25 protein-coding genes are annotated in these 25,269 nt (G+C 72.4%); 15 read left to right on the top strand and 10 right to left on the bottom strand.

The genetic code is table 11. The features are described 5' to 3' along the window. The first annotated feature begins 14 nt into the window (after positions 1-14). The 5 genes from ACZ6S8_RS22385 (at position 15) to ACZ6S8_RS22365 (ending at position 3,659) form a co-directional block, all read left to right on the top strand. Positions 15-1,052, top strand: coding sequence for a PhoH family protein (locus tag ACZ6S8_RS22385; protein ID WP_469458314.1), 1,038 nt, complete (start codon positions 15-17; stop codon positions 1,050-1,052). 13 nt (positions 1,053-1,065) lie between these two features. After that, positions 1,066-1,563, top strand: coding sequence for an rRNA maturation RNase YbeY (gene ybeY, locus ACZ6S8_RS22380; RefSeq protein ID WP_267718535.1), 498 nt, complete (start codon positions 1,066-1,068; stop codon positions 1,561-1,563). Then, positions 1,560-2,864, top strand: coding sequence for a hemolysin family protein (locus ACZ6S8_RS22375; protein ID WP_267718534.1), 1,305 nt, complete (start codon positions 1,560-1,562; stop codon positions 2,862-2,864). The genes ybeY and ACZ6S8_RS22375 overlap by 4 nt, the downstream gene beginning before the upstream one ends. Then, the gene (locus tag ACZ6S8_RS22370) at positions 2,861-3,223 is read left to right on the top strand and encodes an MmcQ/YjbR family DNA-binding protein (RefSeq protein ID WP_469458312.1); all 363 of its coding nucleotides are present in this window, start codon (positions 2,861-2,863) and stop codon (positions 3,221-3,223) included. Before ACZ6S8_RS22375 ends, ACZ6S8_RS22370 begins: the two co-directional genes overlap by 4 nt. Positions 3,224-3,305: 82 nt before the next feature. Beyond that, positions 3,306-3,659, top strand: coding sequence for a cytidine deaminase (locus ACZ6S8_RS22365; protein WP_383915282.1), 354 nt, complete (start codon positions 3,306-3,308; stop codon positions 3,657-3,659). Between the two features lie 52 nt (positions 3,660-3,711). Here the strand turns inward: ACZ6S8_RS22365 and ACZ6S8_RS22360 are convergent, their stop codons facing one another. Then, positions 3,712-5,022, bottom strand: a complete 1,311-nt coding sequence (locus ACZ6S8_RS22360; RefSeq protein ID WP_469458310.1) for an MFS transporter — start codon at positions 5,020-5,022, stop codon at positions 3,712-3,714. 71 nt (positions 5,023-5,093) lie between these two features. Here ACZ6S8_RS22360 and ACZ6S8_RS22355 point away from each other — a divergent pair, with 71 nt between their 5' ends. The 3 genes from ACZ6S8_RS22355 to era all read left to right on the top strand — a co-directional run bounded on the left by ACZ6S8_RS22355 (position 5,094) and on the right by era (position 9,654). Then, positions 5,094-6,236, top strand: a complete 1,143-nt coding sequence (locus tag ACZ6S8_RS22355; RefSeq protein WP_469458308.1) for a GlxA family transcriptional regulator — start codon at positions 5,094-5,096, stop codon at positions 6,234-6,236. A 152-nt stretch (positions 6,237-6,388) separates the two neighbouring features. Further along, positions 6,389-7,684 (top strand): WxL domain-containing protein, encoded by a 1,296-nt coding sequence (locus ACZ6S8_RS22350; protein WP_469458306.1) that lies wholly within the window; start codon positions 6,389-6,391, stop codon positions 7,682-7,684. Positions 7,685-8,703: 1,019 nt separating this feature from the next. After that, positions 8,704-9,654, top strand: coding sequence for a GTPase Era (era, locus tag ACZ6S8_RS22345; protein ID WP_469458392.1), 951 nt, complete (start codon positions 8,704-8,706; stop codon positions 9,652-9,654). Between the two features lie 129 nt (positions 9,655-9,783). Here era and ACZ6S8_RS22340 read toward each other — a convergent pair whose 3' ends face one another. The 4 genes from ACZ6S8_RS22340 to ACZ6S8_RS22325 form a co-directional block, all read right to left on the bottom strand. Next, a complete protein-coding gene (locus tag ACZ6S8_RS22340) occupies positions 9,784-10,500 on the bottom strand; it encodes an SAM-dependent methyltransferase (protein WP_469458304.1) in 717 nt (238 codons plus the stop codon). A 91-nt stretch (positions 10,501-10,591) separates the two neighbouring features. Continuing rightward, entirely contained in the window at positions 10,592-11,416 is an 825-nt protein-coding gene (locus ACZ6S8_RS22335; protein WP_469458302.1) for a GNAT family N-acetyltransferase, read from the bottom strand. 27 nt (positions 11,417-11,443) lie between these two features. Beyond that, on the bottom strand, positions 11,444-11,722 hold the full coding sequence (locus tag ACZ6S8_RS22330; protein WP_469458300.1) for a protealysin inhibitor emfourin: 279 nt from the start codon (positions 11,720-11,722) through the stop codon (positions 11,444-11,446). Between the two features lie 9 nt (positions 11,723-11,731). Next, on the bottom strand, positions 11,732-12,802 hold the full coding sequence (locus tag ACZ6S8_RS22325; protein WP_469458298.1) for a M4 family metallopeptidase: 1,071 nt from the start codon (positions 12,800-12,802) through the stop codon (positions 11,732-11,734). A 367-nt stretch (positions 12,803-13,169) separates the two neighbouring features. Here ACZ6S8_RS22325 and leuA point away from each other — a divergent pair, with 367 nt between their 5' ends. The 6 genes from leuA (at position 13,170) to ACZ6S8_RS22295 (ending at position 20,333) form a co-directional block, all read left to right on the top strand. Beyond that, positions 13,170-14,933, top strand: coding sequence for a 2-isopropylmalate synthase (leuA, locus tag ACZ6S8_RS22320; RefSeq protein ID WP_469458296.1), 1,764 nt, complete (start codon positions 13,170-13,172; stop codon positions 14,931-14,933). 225 nt (positions 14,934-15,158) lie between these two features. Then, positions 15,159-15,854, top strand: coding sequence for a TerB family tellurite resistance protein (locus tag ACZ6S8_RS22315; RefSeq protein ID WP_469458294.1), 696 nt, complete (start codon positions 15,159-15,161; stop codon positions 15,852-15,854). A gap of 647 nt (positions 15,855-16,501) precedes the next feature. Next, positions 16,502-18,067: a nucleobase:cation symporter-2 family protein gene (locus tag ACZ6S8_RS22310; RefSeq protein WP_469458292.1), complete on the top strand. Its 1,566-nt coding sequence runs from the start codon at positions 16,502-16,504 to the stop codon at positions 18,065-18,067. 129 nt (positions 18,068-18,196) lie between these two features. After that, a complete protein-coding gene (gene recO / locus ACZ6S8_RS22305; protein ID WP_469458290.1) occupies positions 18,197-18,943 on the top strand; it encodes a DNA repair protein RecO in 747 nt (248 codons plus the stop codon). A gap of 11 nt (positions 18,944-18,954) precedes the next feature. Then, entirely contained in the window at positions 18,955-19,776 is an 822-nt protein-coding gene (locus ACZ6S8_RS22300; RefSeq protein ID WP_469458288.1) for an isoprenyl transferase, read from the top strand. A 32-nt stretch (positions 19,777-19,808) separates the two neighbouring features. Next, on the top strand, positions 19,809-20,333 hold the full coding sequence (locus tag ACZ6S8_RS22295) for a YcxB family protein (RefSeq protein WP_469458286.1): 525 nt from the start codon (positions 19,809-19,811) through the stop codon (positions 20,331-20,333). 17 nt (positions 20,334-20,350) lie between these two features. Here ACZ6S8_RS22295 and ACZ6S8_RS22290 read toward each other — a convergent pair whose 3' ends face one another. The 4 genes from ACZ6S8_RS22290 to ACZ6S8_RS22275 all read right to left on the bottom strand — a co-directional run bounded on the left by ACZ6S8_RS22290 (position 20,351) and on the right by ACZ6S8_RS22275 (position 23,512). Continuing rightward, the gene (locus ACZ6S8_RS22290; protein ID WP_078626133.1) at positions 20,351-20,779 is read right to left on the bottom strand and encodes a Fur family transcriptional regulator; all 429 of its coding nucleotides are present in this window, start codon (positions 20,777-20,779) and stop codon (positions 20,351-20,353) included. Positions 20,780-20,844: 65 nt separating this feature from the next. Then, positions 20,845-21,708, bottom strand: coding sequence for a metal ABC transporter permease (locus tag ACZ6S8_RS22285; RefSeq protein WP_469458284.1), 864 nt, complete (start codon positions 21,706-21,708; stop codon positions 20,845-20,847). After that, positions 21,708-22,499, bottom strand: a complete 792-nt coding sequence (locus ACZ6S8_RS22280) for a metal ABC transporter ATP-binding protein (RefSeq protein ID WP_469458390.1) — start codon at positions 22,497-22,499, stop codon at positions 21,708-21,710. Before ACZ6S8_RS22280 ends, ACZ6S8_RS22285 begins: the two co-directional genes overlap by 1 nt. A 29-nt stretch (positions 22,500-22,528) precedes the next feature. Further along, entirely contained in the window at positions 22,529-23,512 is a 984-nt protein-coding gene (locus ACZ6S8_RS22275) for a metal ABC transporter substrate-binding protein (RefSeq protein ID WP_469458282.1), read from the bottom strand. 155 nt (positions 23,513-23,667) lie between these two features. On the opposite strand from ACZ6S8_RS22275, the gene ACZ6S8_RS22270 reads away from it, so the two are divergent. Then, positions 23,668-25,044: a glycine--tRNA ligase gene (locus ACZ6S8_RS22270; RefSeq protein WP_469458280.1), complete on the top strand. Its 1,377-nt coding sequence runs from the start codon at positions 23,668-23,670 to the stop codon at positions 25,042-25,044. Here ACZ6S8_RS22270 and ACZ6S8_RS22265 read toward each other — a convergent pair. Next, positions 25,041-25,253 carry a hypothetical protein gene (locus ACZ6S8_RS22265; RefSeq protein WP_469458278.1) on the bottom strand — a complete coding sequence of 71 codons (213 nt, stop codon included), beginning with the start codon at positions 25,251-25,253 and terminating at the stop codon, positions 25,041-25,043. The genes ACZ6S8_RS22270 and ACZ6S8_RS22265 overlap by 4 nt on opposite strands. Positions 25,254-25,269 lie beyond the last annotated feature (16 nt).

Below are 25,269 nucleotides of genomic sequence, written 5' to 3'. Positions count from 1 at the left end.
CACAGTGCCGGCCCATGACTCAGACACCGACATCCCAGACCCCGGCGGCCGGACAGGCGCGCGCCCACTTCACCGTTCCCGCCACGCACCCGATGGTGACGGTGCTCGGTTCGGGCGACGCCTTGCTGCGCGTGATCGAGAAGGCCTTCCCGAAGGCCGACATCCATGTACGGGGAAATCAGGTCAGCGCGATCGGTGACGCGGCGGAAGTCGCCCTGATCCAGCGCCTGTTCGACGAGATGATGCTGGTGCTCCGCACCGGGCAGCCGATGACGGAGGACGCAGTGGAACGCTCGATCGGCATGCTCAAGGCGAGCACCAACGGCAAGGGCTCCGAGGAGACGCCCGCCGAGGTGCTCACGCAGAACATCCTCTCCAGCCGCGGCCGCACCATCCGCCCCAAGACCCTCAACCAGAAGCGGTACGTCGACGCGATCGACAAGAACACGATCGTCTTCGGCATCGGCCCCGCCGGTACCGGAAAGACCTACCTCGCGATGGCCAAGGCCGTGCAGGCGCTGCAGTCCAAGCAGGTCAGCCGGATCATCCTGACCCGGCCCGCCGTCGAGGCGGGGGAGCGGCTCGGCTTCCTGCCGGGCACCCTCTTCGACAAGATCGACCCGTACCTGCGCCCGCTCTACGACGCCCTGCACGACATGATCGACCCGGACTCGATCCCGCGCCTGATGGCCGCGGGCACGATCGAGGTGGCGCCCCTGGCGTACATGAGGGGTCGCACCCTGAACGAGGCGTTCGTCGTCCTCGACGAGGCGCAGAACACCACCACCGAGCAGATGAAGATGTTCCTGACCCGCCTCGGTTTCGACTCGAAGATCGTCGTCACCGGCGACGTGACGCAGGTCGACCTCCCCGGCGGCGCCAAGAGCGGGCTCCGGCAGGTGCAGGACATCCTGGAGGGCGTGCCCGACATCCACTTCTCGAGGCTCACCTCCGAGGATGTCGTCCGGCACAAGCTGGTCGGCCGTATCGTCGACGCGTACGAGAAGTACGACGAGACCCGGCCGGCCCCGGACGGCCATCAGCGGAAGTAGAACCCAGCGCACCATGTCGATCGACGTCAACAACGAGTCCGGAACCGAGGTCGACGAGCGGGCGATCCTCGACATCGCCCGCTACGCACTCACCCGGATGCGGATCCACCCGCTCTCCGAGCTCTCCGTCATCGTGATCGACGAGGGGGCGATGGAGCAGCTCCACATCCAGTGGATGGACCTGCCCGGACCCACCGACGTCATGTCCTTCCCGATGGACGAGCTCCGTCCGCCGACGAAGGACGACGAGGAGCCCCCGCAGGGCCTCCTCGGTGACATCGTGCTCTGCCCCGAGGTCGCCAAGAAGCAGGGCGAGGACGCCCCGACGCAGCACTCCATGGACGAGGAGCTCCAGCTCCTGACCGTCCACGGAGTGCTGCACCTGCTCGGCTACGACCACGAGGAGCCGGACGAGAAGGTCGAGATGTTCGGCCTGCAGGCGGCCATCGTCGACGGCTGGCGCGGTGAGCGCGGCATGACCGGTCCGTCCCCGGCCCCGACCGTCTCGTGAACGCCGCCCAGCTGATCACCGGCGCCGTCCTCCTGGTGGTCGTCGCCTGGTTCGCCGCGTGCGCCGAGTCCGGGATCGCCCGGATCTCCAGCTTCCGCGCCGACCAGGCCGTGCGCGAGGGCCGGCGCGGCAGCGCGAAGCTCGCCCAGGTCTCCGCCGACCCCACCCGCTACGTCAACGTGGCGCTGCTGGTCCGCGTCACCTGCGAGATGGCGGCGGGCGTGCTCGTCACGTACGTCTGCCTCGACGAGTTCGGCGAGAACTGGACCGCGCTGCTCGTGGCCATAGCCGTGATGGTGCTGGTCTCCTACGTCGCCGTCGGCGTGTCCCCCCGTACGATCGGCCGCCAGCACCCGCTGAACACCGCGACGGCGGCGGCGTACGTGCTCGTGCCGCTCGCCCGGATCATGGGTCCGATCCCGCAGCTGCTCATCCTCATCGGCAACGCGCTCACGCCCGGAAAGGGCTTCCGCAAGGGGCCGTTCGCCTCCGAGGCGGAGCTGCGCGCGATGGTGGACCTGGCGGAGAAGGAATCGCTGATCGAGGACGACGAGCGCCGGATGGTGCACCAGGTCTTCGAGCTCGGCGACACCCTGGTGCGCGAGGTGATGGTGCCGCGCACCGACCTGATCTGCATCGAGCGGTACAAGACGATCCGTCAGGCGACGACGCTCGCGCTGCGGTCGGGCTTCTCGCGCATTCCGGTCACCGGGGAGAACGAGGACGACATCGTCGGGATCGTCTACCTGAAGGACCTCGTCCGCAAGACGCACGTCAGCCGGGAGGCGGAGTCCGACCTCGTCTCGACGGTGATGCGGCCGGCCCTGTTCGTGCCCGACACCAAGAACGCGGGCGACCTGCTCCGCGAGATGCAGTCGGTGCGCAACCACGTGGCCGTCGTCATCGACGAGTACGGCGGCACCGCCGGGATCGTCACCATCGAGGACATCCTGGAGGAGATCGTCGGCGAGATCACCGACGAGTACGACCGGGAGATCCCGCCGGTCGAGGACCTGGGCGAGGACAGCTACCGGGTCACGGCGCGTCTGGACATCACCGACCTCGGCGAGCTGTTCAAGGTCGAGGCCTTCGACGACGAGGACGTGGAGACCGTCGGCGGGCTGCTCGCCAAGGCGCTCGGACGGGTGCCGATCGCGGGTGCCTCGGCGCTGGTGGAGCTTCCGGACGGGCGTCCGCTGCGTCTGACGGCCGAGTCCCCGGCCGGCCGCCGGAACAAGATCGTGACGGTACTGGTCGAACCGGTCGCCCCGGCGGCGGCCGAGGGCGAGGAGGGCGAATGACCCCGGAACAGCTGCGTGCCTGCTGCCTCGGTTTCAACGCGGCGGTGGAGGAGTTCCCCTTCACCCCGGAGACCTCGGTGTTCAAGGTGCTGGGCAAGGTGTTCGCGCTTTCCGCGCTGGACGGGGAACCGCTGAAGGTCAACCTCAAGTGCGAGCCCGAGCTGGCGGTGCGGCTGCGCGAGGAGCACGGGGCGATCGTGCCCGGCTACCACATGAACAAGCGGCACTGGAACACCGTGACGGTGGGCGGGCCGGACGGGCTGCCGGACGCCCTGGTGCGGGAGCTGATCGAGGACTCGTACGACCTCGTGGTCGCGGGCCTGCCGAAGGCGGAGCGGCTGCGGCTCGACCGCCCCTGACCGGTCGCGGGACGGGGCCGCGGCGGGGCCGGGCGCGGCCCCGCCCGGGCGCCCGGTCCGCGGGCTCCCTATGCTTCCGCCCATGACCGACAGCACCGGGATCGACCCCGAGGACAGCAAGATCATCACGCTGGCGCGCAGCGCCCGGGCCCGCAACGGCGTGCCCGAGGGGGCCGCGGTGCGTGACGAGACGGGCCGCACCTACGTCGCCGGGACGGTGGAGCTCGACTCCCTGAAGCTCAGCGCCCTGCAGACCGCCGTCGCGATGGCCGTGGCCAGCGGGGCGCAGTCCCTGGAGGCGGCCGCGGTCGTCAGCGCGGCCGAGGCGCCCGCCGAGGCCGACCGCGCGGCCGTCCGCGACCTGGGCGGACCGGACACCCCGGTCCTGCTGGCCGGCCCGGACGGCACCCTGAAGTCCACCACCCCGGCCGGCTGACCGCGGGCGCCGTCCCGCCCGGCCGGCTCCGATCCGATCCGGGGTCAGGGGGTCAGGCCGACGCGGGCAGCGGGGGCGCGGGCCGTGCGGGGGACCGGCGGATCACCATCGCCATCAGCGCGGCCATCGCGCACAGCGCCCCCGAGGCGTACCAGACGACGTCGTACGAGCCGAAGGCGTCCCGCGCCAGGCCGCCGAGGAAGGCCACCACGGCCGCTCCCACCTGGTGCGAGGCCAGCACCCACCCGAAGACGATCGCGCTGTCGTCGCCGTAGTGCTCCCGGCACAGCGCGATGGTCGGCGGGACGGTCGCGACCCAGTCGAGGCCGTAGAACACGATGAAGAAGACCAGCGGCGGCTGGACCGACGGCGCCAGCAGCAGCGGCAGGAACAGCAGCGACACCCCGCGCAGGGCGTAGTAGACGGCCAGCAGGCGCCGGGCCTCGAAGCGGTCCGTGAACCAGCCCGAGGCGATCGTGCCGACGACGTCGAACACGCCGATCACCGCCAGCAGCCCCGCCGCGGCCGTGACCGGCATGCCGTCGTCGTGCGCGGCCGGTACGAAGTGGGTCCGCACCAGGCCGTTCGTCGAGGCTCCGCAGATGGCGAACGTGCCGGCCAGCAGCCAGAACGGACCGGTGCGCGCGGCCTTGAACAGCACCGTCACGGCCCGGCGCGCGGCCCCCGGGACGGGGGCGGGCTTGGCGGTGTACGTGCCTCCGTACGGGGCGAGGCCCACGTCCGCCGGGTGGTCGCGCAGCAGCAGCCAGACGAACGGGACGACGGCCGTCGCCGCCAGTGACACGGTCACGGCCGCCGGGCGCCAGCCGTGGTGCTCCACCAGCCAGGCCAGCAGCGGGAGGAAGATCAGCTGGCCGGAGGCGCCGGCGGCGGTCAGGACGCCGGTGACCAGCCCGCGCCGGGCCGTGAACCAGCGGTTCGTCACCGTCGCGGCGAAGGCGAGCGCCATCGAGCCGCTGCCCAGCCCCACCAGGACCCCCCAGAACAGCACCAGCTGCCAGGACGCGGTCATCCACACGGTGGCGAGCGAGCCGCCGGATATGACGAGCAGGGCCACCGCCACGACCCGGCGGATGCCGAAGCGGTCCATGAGCGCGGCGGCGAAGGGCGCGGTGAGTCCGTACAGCGCGAGGTTCACCGAGACCGCGAAGGCGATCGTGCCGCGGGACCAGTCGAACTCCGTGTGCAGCGGCTCGATGAGCAGCCCGGGCAGGGAGGCGAAGCCGGCGGCGCCGATGATCGTCACGAAGGCGACGGCCGCGACGAACCACGCGCGGTGGACCCGTCCGGCCGGGCGCGGGGCGGGCGGGGTGGCCGTGGAGGCGGGCGCTGTCTGAGTCACGCGGACAGCATCCGGCCTGCGGGGATCCGGCCGACAGTGGCCTGACTGTCATGCTTCGCTACGATCGGGCCATGGAGCCGAAGGCGAAGCCGCAGCCGTCACCGTTGCCGTCGTCCGCTGCGCCGTCCGCGCCCGCGCCCGCGCCCACGTCCGCGCCCCCGCCCCCGACGCCCTCGTCCTCGGGGCGCGGCGGGCCGGAGCGTGCGGAGCCGCGGAGCGCCGACGCGCACCGGGTCGTGGTGCTCGCCCTCGCCGGGCTGCTGCCCTTCGAACTCGGCATCCCGCACCGCATCTTCGGACGCGCCAAGGACGCCGCCGGGCGGCCGCTCTACGAGATCCTCACCTGCGGGCTCGCCCCCGGGCCGGTGCGCACCGACGCCGATTTCGCCGTCCACGTCGAGCACGGCCCCGAACTGCTGGCCACGGCCGACACGGTGGTGGTCCCCGCCTCGTACGAGCTGGGGCCGGTCTACGACCACGGCCGGCTGAGCGGGGAGCTCGCCGCCGCCCTCGCGCACATCCGCCCCGGCACCCGGCTCGTCTCGATCTGCACCGGCGGCTACGTGCTGGCCGCCGCCGGGTACCTCGACGGCCGGCCGGCCACCACCCACTGGGCCTCCGCCGAGCACTTCCAGCGGCTCTTCCCGGCCGTGCGGGTGGACCCCGGAGTGCTCTACACCGACGACGGGGACGTGCTGACCTCGGCCGGGGTCGCGGCCGGGATCGACCTGTGCGTGCACATCGTGCGCCGCGACCACGGGGCGGCCGTCGCGAACGAGGTGGCCCGGCGGACCGTCGTGCCGCCCCACCGGGAGGGCGGCCAGGCGCAGTTCATCGAACGCCCGGTGCCCGAGCCGCAGCTCGCCAGCACCACGGCGGCGCGCGCGTGGGTGCTGGACCGGCTGCACGAGCCGCTGCGCCTGACCGACCTGGCCCGCCAGGAGGCCATGTCGGTACGGACCTTCACGCGCCGCTTCCGCGAGGAGTCGGGGATCAGCCCCGGGCAGTGGATCACCGGACAGCGGGTGGAGCGGGCGCGGCGGCTGCTGGAGCGGACGGACCTGCCGGTGGAGCAGGTGGCGCGGGAGACGGGGTTCGGGACGGCCCAGTCGCTGCGCAAACACGTGCAGGCGGCGCTCGGGGTGAGCCCGACGGCGTACCGGCGCACCTTCCGCGAAGGCGGCGCGGCCGGGGCCGCCGTACGGGCATCCTGACATCTCCTGATGGGCCATCAGACGGTGCCGGGTCCGCGCATTGACTTCTGCCGCGGCCCGCTCGTGAATGGCCCCCTGTCGGCGGGACGGAACCCAGGGGGCGGGCAGTGCGAACAGGGGCGCGGAACCGGAGATGGTCGGCGGCCGTCGGCATGGCGGTGCTCGCGGCGGCGACCGGGGGAGCGCTGGGCCCGCCCGCGGCCGCCGAGGGGGAGCCCCCCGCCGGCCGGGTGCCGGGCCGGGTGGACTTCCCGACGCACTGCCCGGCGCCCCAGGAGGCCGGACTCCCGCCCGCCGAGGGGCCCACCACGGCGCTGATCACCGTCGACGACCCGGCACCGAGGGTCGGGGACACCGTCACCGTGACCTACCAGGTGACCCGGACCCCCGCCGTGAACCCGGTGGGTGCTCCGCTCCCGGCGGACGTGGTGACCCCGACCGGACGGATCCTGCTGGCCGGCGCGCAGAGCGGTGAGGTCACCGTCGTCGGCGCCGAGCGCAACGACCCCGTCGGGGCGGGCGAGCCGCTCCCGCCCGTCGCCATGACGGGCACCTTCACGGTCACCGCCCCCGGTGAGATCACCCTCGCCCCGGGCGGCTACACCCTGCACACCAGCCACCTCATGGACCTCGACACCGTGTGCACGACCACCGGGGCGCCCGTCTCCGCGCGCCTCACCTCGACCGCGCTGCCCACGGCCAACCTGCGCAGCGTCTTCCTCGGCGCCGCCCACGGCAGGCCGGGCGCCGCCGTCGAGGTCACCGCCGCGGGCTTCCCCCCGGGCACGTCCGTGACGCTGGCCGGCCGCGCCGGGGCCGCCGAGACCGCCGACCGGGTCACCGCCACCGCCGACGGGGCGGGCGTGGCCCTGGCCCGGCTGCCCGTCACCGACCGGGCCACCACCGGGGTCGTCGCGTACGAGGGGCCGGCCTGGTCGGCGGGCCTGGGGTCGGGTCCGGCCGCGTACGCCGTCATCGACGCGGCCCCGCCGGCCCCGGGCACCCGGAAGGTCACGGCCACCGTCGAGCCGGGGGCGCTCGGCATGACGCAGGCGGGCGAGGACATCGAGCTGGGCGCGGTCCCGTACGGCGACGGCGGCGCCGCCCCCGGCCGGATCGGGACGGTGACCGTCAAGGACGCCCGAGGCGGCCCGGCCGGCTGGTCCCTGACCGGCAAGGTCACCGACTTCACGGGTCCGGGCGGCGTCCGCATCCCGGGCGCCGCCCTCTCCTGGACCCCCTCCTGCACCGCCGCGGCCGGCAGCCCCAGCCCCTGTACGCCGGGCAGCGCGGGCCCCGTCGGCACCGACGGGGCGGTGCTCGCCTCGACCCCCGACGGGGCCGTGGTGGGCGGCGACTTCACCGTCGACGCCGCGGTCACGCTCCACGTGCCCCGCTACACCCCGCCGGGCGCGTACACGGCGGTCCTGACCCTCACCCTGTCGTGAACCCCGTCGTGGGCCCCGTCGTGGACCCTCCGGTGAACCCGGCCGTGGCCGCCCGGCCGTCACCGCCGCCCCGTCCGCGGCCGGTGGGCCCGTGGTCGCGGCGCGGCGCCGCCGTGCGTGCCCTGTTGCTCGGCGCCCTCGCCCCGGCCGCCGTCCTGCTGGGCACCGCGGGGGCGGCCGGGGCCGCCGACAACGGGCAGTGGTCCGTGCTGCCCGCCGCCACCGCCGTCGGCCAGCGCCCGTACTTCTACCTCGCCGCCGCACCCGGCGCCTCCGCCGCGGACACCGTCACCATCGCCAACCGCACCGACCGCCCCCGCACCTTCCGCCTCTACGCCGCCGACGCCTACAACACCGCCCGGGACGGCGGGTTCGCCCTGCGCGGCCCCGACGAGCCGCGCCGGGCCACCGCCGCCTGGGCCAGGCTGGACCGGGAGCGGGTCACCGTGCCCGCCCGCGGGGCCGTGAGCGTCGGCTTCACCGTGACCGTCCCGGACCGCGCCGAACCGGGGGACCACCCGGGCGCCGTCGTGGCCCTGGAGGAGCGGCCCGGAGCCGTCACCGACCGGGGGATCGGCGTCCGGCAGGCCGTCGCCGCGCGCCTGTACCTGCGGGTGACCGGGCCGACCGCCCCCGCCCTCGCCGTCCGGGGCGTCTCCGTCAGCCGGGGCGGTTCCGGCGCGGAGGTCGCGTACACGCTCCGCAACACCGGCAACGTCACCCTGCGCCCGCGGGCCGCCCTGACCGCCACCGGCGCCCTCGGCCGCACCCTCGTGGCCCGCGGGCTCACCGGGGTGCCGGCCGAGCTGCTGCCGGGTCAGGAGGTCCGGCTCCGCACCCGCTGGGAGGACCCTCCCGGCGCGGAATGGGCCGAGGTGACCGTACGGGCCGTGGCCGACGGAACCACAGCTCAGGGCCGTGCCGGCCATGCCGCGCACCCCCTCCTGGCCCCCCTGCTGGCGGGCGGGAGCGTCCTCGGGGCCGTGGCCTGGTCGGCGCTGGGAGCGGCATCGGGGAGAATGGCCCGTATGAGCGATCGTTCCCCCGAGTCCACCAGCCCGCACCGTGCGGGCTTCGCCTGCTTCGTCGGACGCCCCAACGCGGGCAAGTCGACCCTCACCAACGCACTCGTGGGCACCAAGGTCGCGATCACCTCCAACCGGCCGCAGACCACCCGCCACACCGTCCGCGGGATCGTGCACCGCCCCGACGCGCAGCTCGTCCTCGTCGACACCCCGGGGCTGCACAAGCCGCGCACCCTGCTCGGCGAGCGCCTCAACGACGTCGTCCGCGCCACCTGGTCCGAGGTCGACGTGATCGGCTTCTGCCTGCCGGCCGACCAGAAGCTGGGCCCCGGCGACAAGTTCATCGCGAAGGAGCTCGCGGGGATCAAGAAGACCCCCAAGATCGCCATCGTGACCAAGACCGACCTGGTCGAGTCCAAGCAGCTCGCCGAGCAGCTCCTCGCGATCCACCAGCTCGGCGCCGAGCTCGGCTTCGAGTGGGCCGAGATCGTGCCCGTCTCGGCGGTCGGCGACACCCAGGTCCAGCTGCTGGCCGACCTGATCGCGCCGCTGCTGCCCGTGAGCCCGCCGCTGTACCCGGAGGGCGACCTCACCGACGAGCCCGAGATGGTGATGGTGGCCGAGCTGATCCGCGAGGCCGCGCTGGAGGGCGTGCGCGACGAGCTCCCGCACTCCATCGCCGTGGTCGTCGAGGAGATGATCCCGCGCGAGAACCGCCCCGCCGACCGGCCGCTGCTCGACATCCACGCGAACGTCTACATCGAGCGGCCGAGCCAGAAGGGCATCATCATCGGCCCGAAGGGCGCCCGCCTGAAGGAGGTCGGGATGAAGTCGCGCAAGCACATCGAGGCGCTGCTCGGCACCCCGGTCTTCCTCGACCTGCACGTGAAGGTCGCCAAGGACTGGCAGCGCGACCCCAAGCAGCTCCGCAAGCTCGGCTTCTGACGGATCCCGTCTGACCGACCCCGGCTGACCGACCCCGACAGCCCCTGCCCGGCCGGGCAGGGGCTGTCGGGGTCGTCGGGGCTGCGGGGGAGGGCGGGCGGGGGAGGGCCGGAGGCGCCCCGGCCGGCGTCAGCGCAGCCGGCGGACCTTGACCGCGTTGTCCGTGCGGGTCCCGGGCGTGCCGTCGGGCTGGACCTGGATCCGCTCGTGGTCCTCGGCCACCAGCACCTCCCAGTCCCCCTCGGGCAGCTCCAGCTGCTCCACGACCTCGCCGGGCGTCGGGAAGTGCACCTCCGGGTGCGGGTTCTCCTGCCAGGGGGCCCAGCCGCCGTGGCCGACGATCAGCAGGGTCCCGCCGGGGGCCACCGCGGCGGCCGCGGTGCGCAGGATCCGCTCGCGCGGGAACTCCCCGTACGTGTGCAGGAAGCACGCCGACACCAGGTCGAACTCCCCGGCCGGGAACGACTCGGCCAGGTCGTGCCGCTGCCACTCCACGAGGTCGCCGACCCCCGCCTCGGCGGCGTGCCCGGCCGCGCGCTCCAGCGCCACTCCGGAGATGTCCGTACCGGTGACCCGCCAGCCGCGCCGGGCCAGCCAGATGGCGTCGCCGCCCTCGCCGGAGCCGAGGTCCAGGGCCCGGCCGGGGGGAAGCTGTGACGTCTCCCGGACCAAGGCGGCGTTGGGCTCGCCGCTCCAGATCCGGTCGCTCTCGCCGTACCGGCCGTCCCAGTACCGCTCGCCGCCCTCGTCGACCGGCTCGTGCGGGTGCTCCTGGTGCGGGTGCGGCGCCTGCTGCTCGTGCTCGTGCTCTGCGTGCGGCTGCGGGTGCGGGGGCTGTACGGACACGGGATCACTCCTCGACCGGTGACGGTGCGGACACCACCGATGCTCCGCCCGTCCCGACCGCCCGGGCAAACCTCGTTGCCGTTCCGGCAAACTACGCGTCCTGCGGCTCCGCGATCAGGGCCGTCGCCACCCGGCGGAAGCCGATGCGGCCGTAGATGCGGGCCACGTCCTCGTCGCCCGCCGAGAGGAAGACCGTACGGGCGCCCCGCTCGCGGGCCGCCGCGACGAGCGCCGACGTGACGCCGAGGGCCAGGCCCTGCCGGCGCGCCGACGGCAGCGTGCCCACGCCGACCACCTCGGCCACGTCGCCCACCGGGTTGTACAGGCCGGAGCACAGCACCACGCCGTCCCGTACGGCCGCGGCCATCGCCGAGCGGCCCGACGCGATCCTGTCCGCGACGCGCGCCCGGCCGGCCTCGGCGTCCGGCCCGGCCAGCGCCGCGGCCAGTTCGGCGGGTCCGGCCCCGCCCACCGCCGTGCCCGGCGCCGCGAAGGCCAGGGACGGGACGGCCACGGCCGCCGCCAGCAGCGGGTCGTCCGCGCCCAGCAGCCGTACCTCCGGGTGCGCGGGGGGCCGTACCGCGTCCGGGTCCAGCACCATCAGCGGGTGGGCGTGGACGTGCAGCCCCGCCCCCTCCACGGCCGCGCGGAGCGAGGGGGTGGTCTCGGCCACCCACTCGAAGGCCTCGGGGACCCCGAGCTCGCGCTGGCGCTCCGCGACCCGCCGTACGTCGTCGGCGGTCGCCGCGGGACCACCGGGCGCGGGCCGCGCGTAGTACGGCCAGCCCGCGCCCTCCTGCACGAAGAGGGTCAGCGGTCCGAAGTCCTCGGCCCGGGCCCCGCCTTCGCGGGGCACCGTGTCGTAGTACCGCTCCAGCTCGGACAGCGTCGTCTCGTCGGTCACTCGCTCGCTCATCCGGTCATCCAAGCAAAGCGGTCCGGCTCAGGCACCTTCTTTCAGGACCCGCGAGACCAGCGCCCGCTGCGCGTCCGAGAGGTGCGGGTCGCGGAACGACACCGTCCGCCCGTCCACGGTGACCGTGTACGAGAATCCGTCCCGGACGCCGCCCGACGGGTCCGCCGGATCGCAGGGCGGGCCGGTCCGCAGCGCCCGCAGGGCCAGGTCCCGCCACTCGTCCTCGTCCGGCCGTCCGGAGGTGTCCACCTCGCCCCGTCGCTCGATGCCCGCGAAGCCGCCCGTCCGCACCACTGAGATCCGCATGTCCGCCTCCTACCCCAGCCCGACCGCGGACCACGCCTTCTGGAGCGCCTGGTGCTCCGCGCCGCCCTCCCCGTACCGGGCCACGGCCGCCGCCGCGGTCACCCGGGCGAAGTCCCGGAAGTCGGCGTCCGTGGCGAGCTCCCCGCCGGTCAGGGCGTCGTACCAGATCTGTCCGGCCCGCTCCCAGGCCTTGCCGCCCAGCTCGCTCGCCACGATGTAGAAGGCGTGGTTCGGGATGCCGGAGTTGATGTGGACCCCGCCGTTGTCGCGGACGGTGTCGACGTAGTCGTCCATCGTGGCCGGCTGCGGGTCCTTGCCGAGCTCGTCGTCCTCGTACGCCGTCCCGGGCGCCTTCATAGACCGCAGGGCCTGGCCCCGGTCGACGGCGGGCCCCAGCAGGCCGGCCCCGATCAGCCAGTCCGCGCGGTCGGCCGTCTGGTCGAGCGAGTACTGCTTGATGAGGGAGCCGAAGACGTCCGACACGGATTCGTTGAGGGCGCCCGACTGGCCGTGGTACTCCAGGTTCGCCGTGTACTGGGTGACTCCGTGCGCGAGCTCGTGGCCGATGACGTCCACCGACACGGTGAAGTCGAGGAAGAGCTCGCCGTCGCCGTCGCCGAAGACCATCTGCTGCCCGTCCCAGAAGGCGTTGTTGTACTCCTCGCCGTAGTGGACGGTCGCGTCGAGCGGGAGCCCGGCGTCGTCGATCGAGCGGCGCCCGAAGGCGGTCAGGAACAGCTCGTACGTCGCCCCGAGCCCGGCGTACGCGCGGTTGACGGTGACGTCCCCGCTGACGGGCCCGCCCTCCTCGCGGACCTTGCGCCCGGGCAGCCGGGTCCGGTGCTGGGCGTCGTACACGGTCCGGTCGGGCCGGTCGGGGGCCGGCGCGGCCGGGGCGGGGGCCGTGACGCCCCGGACCGTGGTGACCCGGCGGCGGGTGCGCAGGAGGGAGTCGCGTTCGAGGGTGGCCTGCGCGAGATCGGCGAAGCGGGGATTGCGGGAGCGGGCGATGCGGTCGAGCAGGTGCGGCGGCACGACCGTGCAGAAGACGGGGTGGCGGCGGGTGGGAGAGGCGTCCATGCTCGGCAATGTGGCAGCGGGTCACGTTGCTGTCACTACCTGCAACCATGATTCATTCGCACGTCTGAACGCGGGCGCACCGGATTGACGGACCCCACGGACTTGAGCGGCACCTTAAGCGGCGTAGCTCACATTCAGTACAAATCGGACTGGTGGGTCTTGCATACTGAAACAGGACCCCCGCGCACCGCGCGGCTCGGCTAGGCTCGGCCCATCATGCGTTTCGGGCTGCTTCTCCTTAGCTGCCGCGGCGAGGGTCTGTAGTCGTAGGCCGGCCCCCTCCCCGCGGAGTTTGGTGTTGCGGTTTTGCGACCGCCCGTCGGCCGTCCCAGCGAACTACACGCGGACACGCGAGGAGCCCAACGCCATGAGCCAGCAGCCTTTTGTCGGTCGCCCCACGCCCATCACGAACGCGACCCACACCCAGCGGCCCTCCGGGATGCCGATCCACAAGTACGGCTTCTACGAGCAGGTCGAGATCCCGGACCGCACCTGGCCGAACGCCCGCGTCACCCGGGCTCCCCGCTGGCTGTCGACCGACCTGCGCGACGGCAACCAGTCGCTGATCGACCCGATGACCCCGGCCCGCAAGCGCGAGATGTTCGACCTGCTGGTGCGCATGGGCTACAAGGAGATCGAGGTCGGTTTCCCCTCCTCCGGCGAGACGGACTTCGCCTTCGTGCGCTCCATCATCGAAGAGGGCGCGATCCCGGACGACGTCACCATCTCCGTACTGACCCAGGCCCGCGAGGACCTGATCGAGCGGACCGTGGAGTCCCTGGTCGGCGCCCACCGCGCCACCGTGCACCTGTACAACGCGACCGCCCCGACCTTCCGCCGGGTCGTCTTCCGCGGCTCCAAGGAGCAGATCAAGCAGATCGCCGTCGACGGCACCCGCCTGGTCATGGAGTACGCCGAGAAGCTGCTGGGCCCGGAGACGACCTTCGGCTACCAGTACAGCCCGGAGATCTTCACCGACACCGAACTGGACTTCGCCCTGGAGGTCTGCGAGGCCGTCTGCGACGTCTGGCAGCCGGGCGAGGGCCGCGAGATCATCCTGAACCTGCCCGCCACCGTCGAGCGCTCGACGCCGTCCACGCACGCCGACCGCTTCGAGTGGATGGCCCGCAACCTGACCCGCCGCGAGCACATCTGCATCTCCGTGCACCCGCACAACGACCGGGGCACCGCCGTCGCCGCCGCCGAGCTGGCGCTGATGGCCGGCGCCGACCGCATCGAGGGCTGCCTGTTCGGACAGGGCGAGCGCACCGGCAACGTCGACCTGATCACCCTGGGCATGAACCTGTTCTCCCAGGGCATCGACCCGCAGATCGACTTCTCGCAGATCGACGAGATCCGCCGCACCAGCGAGTACTGCAACCAGATGGAGGTCCACCCGCGCCACCCCTACGCGGGCGACCTGGTCTACACCGCCTTCTCCGGCTCCCACCAGGACGCCATCAAGAAGGGCTTCGACGCCATGGAGGCCGACGCGGCCGCCGCCGGCAAGACCGTGGACGACCTGGAGTGGGCGGTCCCGTACCTGCCCATCGACCCGAAGGACGTCGGCCGTTCCTACGAGGCCGTCATCCGGGTCAACTCGCAGTCCGGCAAGGGCGGCATCGCCTACGTCCTGAAGAACGACCACAAGCTGGACCTGCCGCGCCGCATGCAGATCGAGTTCTCCCGGATCATCCAGGCCAAGACCGACTCCGAGGGCGGCGAGGTCACGCCGAAGGCGATCTGGTCCGTCTTCCAGGACGAGTACCTGCCCAACCCCGAGAACCCGTGGGGTCGCATCCAGCTGCGTTCCGGCCAGACCACCACCGACAAGGACGGCACGGACACCCTGACCGTCGAGGCGGTCGTGGACGGCGTGGACACCGTGCTGCACGGCACCGGCAACGGTCCGATCTCGGCCTTCTTCGACGCGCTGGCCGGCATCGGGATCGACGCCCGCCTGCTGGACTACACCGAGCACACCATGAGCGAGGGCGCCTCCGCCGTGGCCGCCTCGTACATCGAGTGCGCGATCGACGGCCGCGTCCTGTGGGGCATCGGCACCGACGCCAACACCACCCGCGCCTCCCTGAAGGCGGTCATCTCCGCCGTCAACCGCGCGGGCCGCTGACACTCCCGCCGCGCGACCCCGCCGCCTCCCTCCGGGGAGGGGCGGGGTTCCGCCGTTCCCGGGGCCCGGTACGGCCCGGAAAACGGGGGCGTGCGCGGGGGCGCAGACCGGCCAAGTCCCCGTCCCGCGGCAAGGTTGTCCTGTCACACGACTGACGCATCCTCACCGATGTGGCTAACATCACGCCCACCCGGCGATGTTGCCGGAAGGTTACGGAGGTGCGACGTGCTGCCAGTTCGGGGTGGGGACGGCCGGAAGCTGAGGGTCTGGGGCACCCGTACCACCTGGAGCACCGTGGGCGACGGGGAGTTCTTCTGCCCCGCCTGCGGTGGCGACCGGAATTACCGCCGGCGCACCGGGCGCCGCCGCTTCACCGTGCTCGGGGTGCCGCTGCTGCCCCGCGGGCTCGCCGGGCCCGTCGTGGAGTGCCACGCCTGCCGTGAGCGCTTCGACACCGACGTCCTGGACCACCTGACCACCACCCGCTTCACGGCGCTGCTGCGCGACGCGGTGCACACCGTGGCGCTGGCCGTGCTGGCCGCGGGCGGTACGGCCTCCCGCAGCGCGCTGGAAGCCGCCGTGTGCGCCGTACGGGCCGCGGGGTTCCAGGACTGCGGGGAGGAGCAGCTGGAGTCCCTCGTGGACGCGCTGTGCAGCGACGAGGGCCGGCTCGGGCTGTACGACGTGCCCGAGTGCTGCGGGGCCGCGCTGTCGATAGAGCTCCACGAGGCCCTGGAGCCGCTGGCTCCGCACCTCGCCGCCCCCGGCCGCGAATCGATCCTGCTGCAGGGCGCGCGGATCGCGCTCGCGGACGGCCCGTACATCCCGGCCGAGCGCGAGGTGCTCGCCACGGTGGGCGCGGCGCTGCGGATCGACGCGGACGAGGTCGCCCGGCTGCTGTCGGCGGTACGGGCCCCCTGACGGCCCGCCGACGGCCACTGCGGAAGCGCCCGCGCAGGCGCCCCTGCCCCGCCCCGGGCCGGGGCGCCCGCGCGCGCCCGTGGTCGTATGCGGCCGCCCGGGCCTGATCCTTTCGGTTCCCGTCGCGTGCGGGGCGCCCATACCGGCCCGGAACGGGCCCTCCCGACGTAACGATCCGGCCTCGCGGCACCGGAGCGGCGCGGCGACGGCCCGTACGAGCCCGTGGAGCGGGTCGCTCCGGGGTGCCCGGGGGCGGCCGGAGCACGGCCCGCCGGTTTGCCGGCCGGAACGCGGTGGACGCGCGTAGCGGCATGGGGTGGCGCGCAGCCCTTCGCAGGAGCGCAGCACGCGGCACCTACGCCCGCGCATCCGCCTTTACCCCCTGCGCCCGCTGCCTGGCCATGGGCGGAACCTCTGAATCGGGCGCCCCGAACAGTCAACAGTTTGTAGCAGTCGACGATATCTGTGAGGACCCCCACAGGCGTTCAATTCCGGTCACACGACGAGACGCCGCCGGTAACACCGCGGGGCTTCGATGCACGTGAACTCCTGACCACCCTGACGGACCAACGGGTTAGCGACCCACTCCGGCCAGGGCTCACCAGAACTCCTCTCACTTACCTCACCTCTTGAAGGGCAAGGCAGAGATGGCACGTGTCGCCGCCCGGCTTTCCGCCAACGGACAGCAGAGCACGCACCCGGTCGACGAGGTGCTCCCCCTCCCCAAGCTCGCGCTGTACGGCTTCCAGCACGTACTCGCGTTCTACGCCGGCGCGGTGATCGTCCCGATCATCGTCGGCAACGCGCTGAAGCTGAGCCCCGAGCAGCTCGTCTACCTGATCAACGCGGACCTGTTCACCTGCGGCATCGCCTCGATCATCCAGGCCTGGGGCATAGGCCGGATCGGCGCGCGGCTGCCCCTCATCCAGGGCGTCACCTTCACCGCCGTCTCGCCGATGATCGCCATCGGTCTCGGTGCGGGAGGCGGCACCGCCGCGCTGCTGGTCATCTACGGCGCCGTGATCACCGCGGGCATCGCGACCTTCGCCTTCGCCTGGCTGCCGGCCAAGGCGTTCCGGTCGGTCATGCGGCTCTTCCCGCCGGTCGTCACCGGCACGGTGATCACCGTCCTGGGCATCGTCCTGATCCCGGTCGGCCTGAACGACGCCGCCGGCGGCGTCGGCAGCCCCGACTTCGGCGACCCGAAGCACTTCGCCTACGCGGGCGGCACGATGCTCTTCATCCTCGTCCTGATGAAGATCGGCAAGCCGTTCCTCTCCAGCATCTCCATCCTCCTCGGCCTGGTCGGCGGCACCGCCGTCGCGTTCCTCCTCGGCGACGCGAAGTTCGGCGACGTCGGCGACTCCGGCTGGATCGGCGTCACCACCCCCTTCCACTTCGGCATGCCGAAGTTCGAGTGGTTCCCGATCGTCCTGATGCTCATCGTCATGCTGATCACCATGGTCGAGACGACCGGTGACACCTACGCCGTCGGCGAGATCGTCGAGAAGGACATCGACAGCGAGACCGTGGCCCGCGCCCTGCGCGCCGACGGCGCCGCGACCGCCCTCGGCGGCGTCCTCAACTCCTTCCCGTACGTGGCCTTCGCCGAGAACGTCGGCCTGGTGCGGATGACGAAGGTCAAGAGCCGGTTCGTGGTCGTCGCCGCCGGCGTCTTCATGATCGTGCTCGGTCTGCTCCCCAAGGCCGCCGCGATCGTCGCCGCCGTGCCGCACGGGGTCCTGGGCGGGGCCGCGACGGTCATGTTCGGCATGGTCGCGCTGGCCGGCATCCAGACCCTGGGCAAGGTGGACCTCAAGGAGGAGAAGAACGCGCTGATCGTCGGCGTCTCCCTCGCCTTCGCCCTGCTCCCCGCGACCGTCCCGGTGTTCTTCACCCAGCACATGGACGCGGACCTGTCCTCGCTGCTGAACAGCGGCGTCACCCTCGGCGCCACCGCCGCCATCGTCCTCAACCTGGTCTTCAACGGCCTGGCCGCGGACGGCGCGCCGTCCGTCCCCCGCATCGAGCTGCCCGCCCAGGTGGCGGCCCCTGCGGAGACGGGCCCTGCGGAGACCGGCCCGGCCGAGACCGGTCCGGCGGACGACGGTGCCGGGACGGCGGACGGCGGGGCAGCGAAGCCCGCTGCCGGGTCCGGGAAGGCCGACGGCACGGCCGTCGCGGCGGGGGACGCCGCAACCCCCGCTCCCTGATCCCCCCACGGGAGTCCCCCACGGGCGCCCGCCCCCGCCCGGACCCCGGTCCGAGGCGGGGGCCGGCGTCGTCCGGCCCCGTCCGTGCGCGCGTTCCCGTACGGCCGGACCGCAGGGGACAATGGGCGCATGAGTCTGTTCCGCGACGACGGCATCGTGCTGCGCACCCAGAAGCTGGGTGAGGCGGACCGCATCATCACGCTGCTGACCCGGGGCCACGGCCGGGTGCGGGCCGTCGCCCGCGGGGTCCGGCGCACCAAATCCAAGTTCGGCTCCCGGCTGGAACCTTTCTCCCACGCCGACGTGCAGTTCTTCGCCCGCGGCGGCGAGCTGATCGGCCGCAGCCTGCCGCTCTGCACCCAGACCGAGATCATCGCCCCGTACGGCAACGGCATCGTCACCGACTACGCCCGCTACACCGCCGGCACCGCGATGCTGGAGACCGCCGAGCGGTTCACGGAGAACGAGGGCGAGCCCTCCGTCCAGCAGTACCTGCTCCTCGTCGGCGCGCTGCGCACCCTCTCGCGCGGCGAACACGAGCCGCACCTGATCCTCGACGCCTTCCTGCTGCGCTCCCTCGCCGTCAACGGCTACGCGCCCAGCTTCCAGGACTGCGCCAAGTGCGGCATCCACGGCCCCAACCGCCACTTCTCCGTCGCCGCGGGCGGAGTGATATGCGGGGACTGCCGGGTGCCCGGCAGCGTCGTACCCTCGTCGGAGGCCATCGCCCTGCTCAGCGCACTGCTGACGGGTGACTGGAACCATGCCGACGCGTGCGAGCCGCGTCACGTGCGGGAGGGCAGCGGGCTGGTCTCCGCCTATTTGCACTGGCATCTGGAGCGCGGGCTACGCTCCCTTCGTTACGTCGAGAAATAGGAGCTGGGCACATGGCACGACGCGGGATTCTGGGACGCTCTCGCCGCGAGTACAAGGTTCCCGAGCTGCACCCGTCCGGTGCGCGGCCGCCGAAGATCCCCGGCGAGCTGGTCCCGAACCACGTCGCGGTCGTCATGGACGGCAACGGCCGCTGGGCCAAGGAGCGCGGTCTGCCGCGCACCGAGGGGCACAAGGTGGGCGAGGGCGTCGTGCTCGACGTGCTCAAGGGCTGCCTGGAGATGGGCGTCAAGAACCTCTCCCTGTACGCCTTCTCGACGGAGAACTGGAAGCGCTCGCCCGACGAGGTCCGCTTCCTCATGAACTTCAACCGCGACGTCATCCGCCGCCGCCGCGACGAGATGAACGAGCTGGGCATCCGCATCCGCTGGGTGGGGCGCATGCCGAAGATGTGGAAGTCGGTCGTCCAAGAGCTCCAGGTGGCCCAGGAGCAGACCGTCGACAACGACGCGATGACCCTGTACTTCTGCGTCAACTACGGCGGCCGCGCGGAGATCGCGGACGCGGCGCAGGCGATCGCCCGCGACGTGGCGGCGGGCCGGCTCGACCCGTCGAAGGTGAACGAGAAGACCTTCGCGAAGTACATGTACTACCCGGACATGCCGGACGTGGACCTGTTCCTGCGGCCCAGCGGCGAGCAGCGCACCTCCAACTACCTGCTCTGGCAGAGCGCGTACGCGGAGATGGTCTTCCAGGACGTGCTGTGGCCCGACTTCGACCGCCGCAACCTCTGGGCCGCGTGCCTGGAGTACGCCCAGCGCGACCGCCGCTTCGGCGGCGCGGTCCCGAACCAGGCGGAGGGCTCCTCGGGCTGAAGCGCCCGCTGGGCCGTCTAGGCTCCACCGTCATGGACACGACTGGCTGGGCGGTGGAGCTGTACTACGGCCCGGCCCGCCGCGACGTGCGGGAGGTGCTGCGCTGGCGCGCGGTCCGGGCGCCGGCGGGGCGGCGGCAGGCCCTGCTCTGGCTGGTACTGGTTCCGCTGGTTCCGGCCGCACTGATCGTGGTGCAGCACGGACGGGGGACGAGCCCGGCCGGTCTGGCCTTCGCGGCCGGGGCGGGGTCGGCGCTGGGCGCCCTCTGTCTCGGTCTGGACCTGTACCGGCTCGCCCGCCGGATGTACCGCTGGGCGGCGGAGCACCCGGAGTACCGCTGCGTGGTCACCGAACGGGGCCTGTCCAACCACCGGCCCGACGGCACGGTGGTCGCGTACGAGTGGGACAGGTACCGGGGGTGGACGGAGACCCGGAACCTGTTCGTCTTCGTCTTCGCCGGCGGAACCCTGGGCTGGCTCCCGAAGCGGGCCACCGCGGTCCCCGAGGACATCGACCGGATCCGGGCGGTCCTGGACCGGAACCTGCGCCGGCTCTAGCCGGCCGACGGGCGCCGCTAGCCTGCGGCGGCGCAGTCCGCGCAGGTGCCGAAGATCTCCACCGTGTGGGCCACGTTCACGTAGCCGTGCTCGGCGGCGATCGACTCCGCCCACTTCTCCACGGCCGGACCCTCCACCTCGACCGCCTTGCCGCACTTGCGGCAGACCAGGTGGTGGTGGTGATCGCCGGTGGAGCAGCGGCGGTAGACCGACTCGCCGTCGCTGGTGCGCAGGACGTCGACCTCGCCGGCGTCCGCGAGCGACTGGAGGGTGCGGTACACGGTGGTCAGGCCCACGGAGTCGCCACGGTGCTTGAGCATGTCGTGGAGTTCCTGGGCGCTGCGGAACTCGTCCACCTCGTCCAGCGCCGCCGCCACGGCGGCCCGCTGCCGGGTGGATCGTCCTCGTACTGGCGCGGTATTCATCTCGCCAGGCGCAGTCGCCACCGGTTCCTCCTCGTATGGGCCTCGGGCGTTCGGCTCGGGCCCATTGTGCCAGGCGGTCGGCCCTCCTAGACCTTCACGTCGTCCCGGGTGCAGACCTCCTCGGCCGCGCGGGCGGCCTTCGCCCGGCGCCTGGCCAGCGGCGTCGACAGGGCGGTCATCGCCATGAAGACGCCGATGGCGAGCAGCACGATGGCCGCGCCCGAGGGGGCCTCGACGTAGTACGTGGTGACCGTGCCGGTCAGGGAGACGACCAGGCCGATCGCCATGGCCAGCGACAGCGTCGCGGTGAACCCGCGGGTGACCCGCTGGGCGGCCGCCACGGGGATCACCATCATGGCGCTGACCAGCAGCAGGCCGACGATGCGCATGGCGACGGTCACGGTGACCGCGGCGGTCACGATGATCAGCAGGTTCAGGAGGCGCACCGGCAGGCCGGTGACCCGGGCGAACTCCTCGTCCTGGCAGACGGCGAACAGCTGCCGGCGCAGGCCGATGGTGACGGCGAGGACGAACGCGGAGAGGACCGCCACGGCGATCACGTCCTCGGACGCGACCGTGGTGATCGAACCGAACATCGCGCTGAGCAGCTTGGCCGTGGAGCCCCCGCCCACGCTGATGATCATGACGCCGCCGGCCAGGCCGCCGTAGAACAGCATGGCGAGCGCCACGTCGCCGCTGGTCTTGCCGCGGGAGCGGATCAGCTCCATGCCGATGGCGCCGACGACGGCCACCAGGGTCGCCATCCAGACCGGGCTGGTGTTGAGGACGAAACCGAGCGCGACGCCGGTCATGGCCACGTGGCCGAGGCCGTCGCCCATGACGGCCTGGCGGCGCTGGACGAGGTACGTGCCGATCGCGGGCGCGGTGACGCCGACCAGTGCGGCCGCGATCAGCGCCCGCACCATGAAGGGGTAGTCGAGGAGTTCCATCAGCTCAGGAGTCCCGTCCGGAGGGGCTCGGCGTCGTGCGCCGCGTGGGGGTGTACGTGGTCGTGGCCGGGCAGGGCGTGCTGGCCCACGGCCTCCGGGGGCGGGCCGTCGTGGACGACGCAGCCGTCGCGCAGCACGACGGCCCGGTCGATCAGCGGCTCCAGCGGGCCCAGCTCGTGCAGGACGAGCAGGACGGTCACGCCGGCGTCGACCTGGGTGCGCAGGGCGTTCGCGAGGACCGCCTGGTTGTCGAGGTCCACGCCCGCCATCGGCTCGTCCATGATCAGGAGTTCGGGCTCGACGGCGAGGGCCCGGGCGATGAGCACGCGCTGATGCTGGCCGCCGGAGAGGGCGTTGACCGAGGCGTCGGCGTACGCGTCCATGTCGACGAGGGACAGGGCGCGGCTCACGGCGTCCTTGTCGGCCCGGCGCAGCAGGCCGAAGCGGGAGCGGGCGAGGCGTCCGGCGGAGACGACCTCCCGGACGGTGGCGGGGACGCCGCCGGCGGCGGTGGTGCGCTGCGGGACGTACCCGATCCGCGACCACGAGCGGAAGCGCTTGAAGTCCGTACCGAAGAGGGACAGCTCCCCGTCGGTCAGCGGGACCTGGCCGACCACGGCGCGGACGGCCGTGGACTTGCCGGAGCCGTTGGCGCCGAGGAGGGCGACGACCTCGCCGCGGTGGACGGTGAGGTCGACGCCGCGCAGCACGGGGCGCGAGCCGAGCGAGGCCGTGGCCCCGCGCAGGGATATGACGGGCTGGTCCGCTGCCTGCCCCGGCGTGGACTGCATGGCTCGCGCCTCCGTTGCTGCTGCTGTCATCACTTGGCTCCGAGCGCCGTCTGGAGGTTCTTCAGGTTCGACCGCATGACCTCGAAGTAGTCAGCGCCCTGGGAGCCGTCGGTGATTCCCTCGAGCGGGTCGAGCACGTCGGTCTTCAGGCCGGTGTCCTTCGCGAGGGTCCTGGCCGTCTTGTCGCTGGCCAGGGTCTCGAAGAACACCGTGCTCACGTTGTCCTTCGCCGCCACGGCCTGGAGGTCCTTCATGCGGGCCGGGCTGGGCTCGGACTCGGGGTCGACGCCGGAGATGCCCTCCTGGTCGAGGCCGTAGCGCTCGGCGAGGTAGCCGAAGGCGGAGTGGGTGGTGATGAAGGTCCGGGAGGCCGTGTTCTTCAGGCCGTCCTTGAACTCCGTGTCCAGCGTGTTCAGTTCGGCGACCAGCGCCTCGGTGTTCTTCTTGTAGTCCGCCGCGTGGCCGGGGTCGGCCTTCTCCAGGGCCGCGCCGACGCCCTTGGCGATCTCCGCGTACTTGGCGGGGTCGAGCCAGACGTGCGGGTCCTCGCCGGCCTCGCCGTGACCGTGGTCGTGGCCCTCGGCCCCGCCCTCGCCTTCGGCGGCGTGGCCGTGGTCGTCGTGGCCGGAGGCGCCGTGGGCCTCCAGCGTGGTGAGGGTCGCGGCGTCGACGACGTTCTTCACGCCGGACTGCTCGACGGCCTTGTCGACGGCGGGCTGCAGGCTCTTGAGGTAGAGGACCACGTCGGCCTCGCCGAGCTGCGCGGTCTGCTTGGGGGTGATCTCCAGGTCGTGCGGCTCGACACCCGGCTTCGTCAGGGTGGAGACCTTCACGTGGTCCTTGCCGATCTTCTCGGCGAGGAACTGCATCGGGTAGAACGACGCCGTCACGTCGAGCTTGCCGTCGGCGCCGTTGCCGGCGGCGCTGGCTCCGGAGCAGGCGGTGAGGGCCGTGGCGCCGAGGGCGACGGCTCCGGCGAGGGCGGCTGCGGGTATGAGGCGTCGTACGTTCATGACATCCATTTTCATCAAAAATGGAAACCGTTGTCAACAAGCCGGGTGGGAGTGCTGCCCCGGGGCCGTGGAGGGGGATCCGATTTGAAGGGGAGGGTGCGGGCGCCGGTAACCTAAAGGCTTCGCCGTTCGTCCTCGTTAATGAAGAGAGCACCGTGGCCGCCGACAAGATCGACACCATCGTCAGCCTGAGCAAGCGCCGTGGCTTCGTTTTCCCTTGCAGTGAGATCTACGGCGGCTCCAAGGCCGCCTGGGATTACGGCCCGCTGGGTGTCGAGCTCAAGGAGAACATCAAGCGCCAGTGGTGGAAGGCGATGGTCACCGGGCGTGAGGACATCGTCGGCCTCGACTCGTCCGTGATCCTGGCCCCGGAGGTCTGGGTGGCCTCCGGTCACGTCGCGACCTTCTCGGACCCGCTGACCGAGTGCACCGCCTGTCACAAGCGCCACCGCGCGGACCACCTTGAAGAGGCGTACGAGGCCAAGCACGGCCGCCCGCCGGCCAACGGCCTCGCCGACGTCAACTGCCCCCACTGCGGCGTGAAGGGTCAGTTCACCGAGCCCAAGCAGTTCTCCGGCATGCTGGAGACGCACCTCGGCCCGACCCAGGACTCCAAGGCGTACCTGCGCCCCGAGACCGCCCAGGGCATCTTCACCAACTTCGCCCAGGTGCAGACCACTTCGCGCAAGAAGCCGCCCTTCGGCATCGCGCAGATGGGCAAGTCCTTCCGGAACGAGATCACTCCGGGCAACTTCATCTTCCGCACGCGCGAGTTCGAGCAGATGGAGATGGAGTTCTTCGTCAAGCCGGGCGAGGACGAGCAGTGGCAGGAGTACTGGATGGCCGAGCGCTGGAACTGGTACCGCGGCCTCGGCATCCGCGAGGAGAACATCCGCTGGTTCGAGCACCCGAAGGAGAAGCTCTCCCACTACTCGAAGCGCACCGCCGACATCGAGTACCGCTTCAACTTCGGTGGCAACGAGTTCTCCGAGCTGGAGGGCGTGGCCAACCGCACCGACTACGACCTCAAGGCCCACTCCGCCGCCTCCGGTCAGGACCTCGTGTACTTCGACCAGGAGACGAAGGAGAAGTACACGCCGTACGTCATCGAGCCGGCGGCCGGTGTCAACCGCGCCATGCTCGCCTTCATGCTCGACGCGTACATCGAGGACGAGGCCCCCAACGCCAAGGGCGCCATGGAGAAGCGCACCGTGATGCGCCTCGACCCGCGCCTGGCCCCGGTCAAGGTCGCCGTCCTGCCGCTGTCGCGCAACGCGGACCTGTCGCCGAAGGCCAAGGGCCTCGCCGCCGACCTGCGCAAGTTCTGGAACATCGAGTTCGACGACGCGGGCGCCATCGGCCGCCGCTACCGCCGCCAGGACGAGATCGGCACGCCGTTCTGCGTCACCGTCGACTTCGACACCCTGGACGACAACGCGGTGACCGTGCGCGAGCGCGACACGATGAAGCAGGAGCGCGTCTCCCTGGACCAGATCCAGAGCTACCTCGGCAGCCGCCTGCTCGGCTGCTAGGTCCGCAGGGCACGAAAGCCGGTGGCCCGGTGCGCGACGCGCACCGGGCCACCGGTCTGTCGTACGGGGAGCGGGCCGGATCGGACCGCCGCGACGCCGTCGGCTCCCGGTGCCCCGGCCGCCCGGGCGGCCTCGGCCGCGCGACGCTCGCCGTCGGCCCGGGCGCGCTTGCCGTAGCGGGCGGTCCAGACGCCGAGGGCGGCCGGCACCCCGTAGACCATGAAC

The organism is Streptomyces sp. NPDC048461, assembly GCF_055587105.1.
This window is presented reverse-complemented; position numbering and strand designations above follow the sequence as displayed.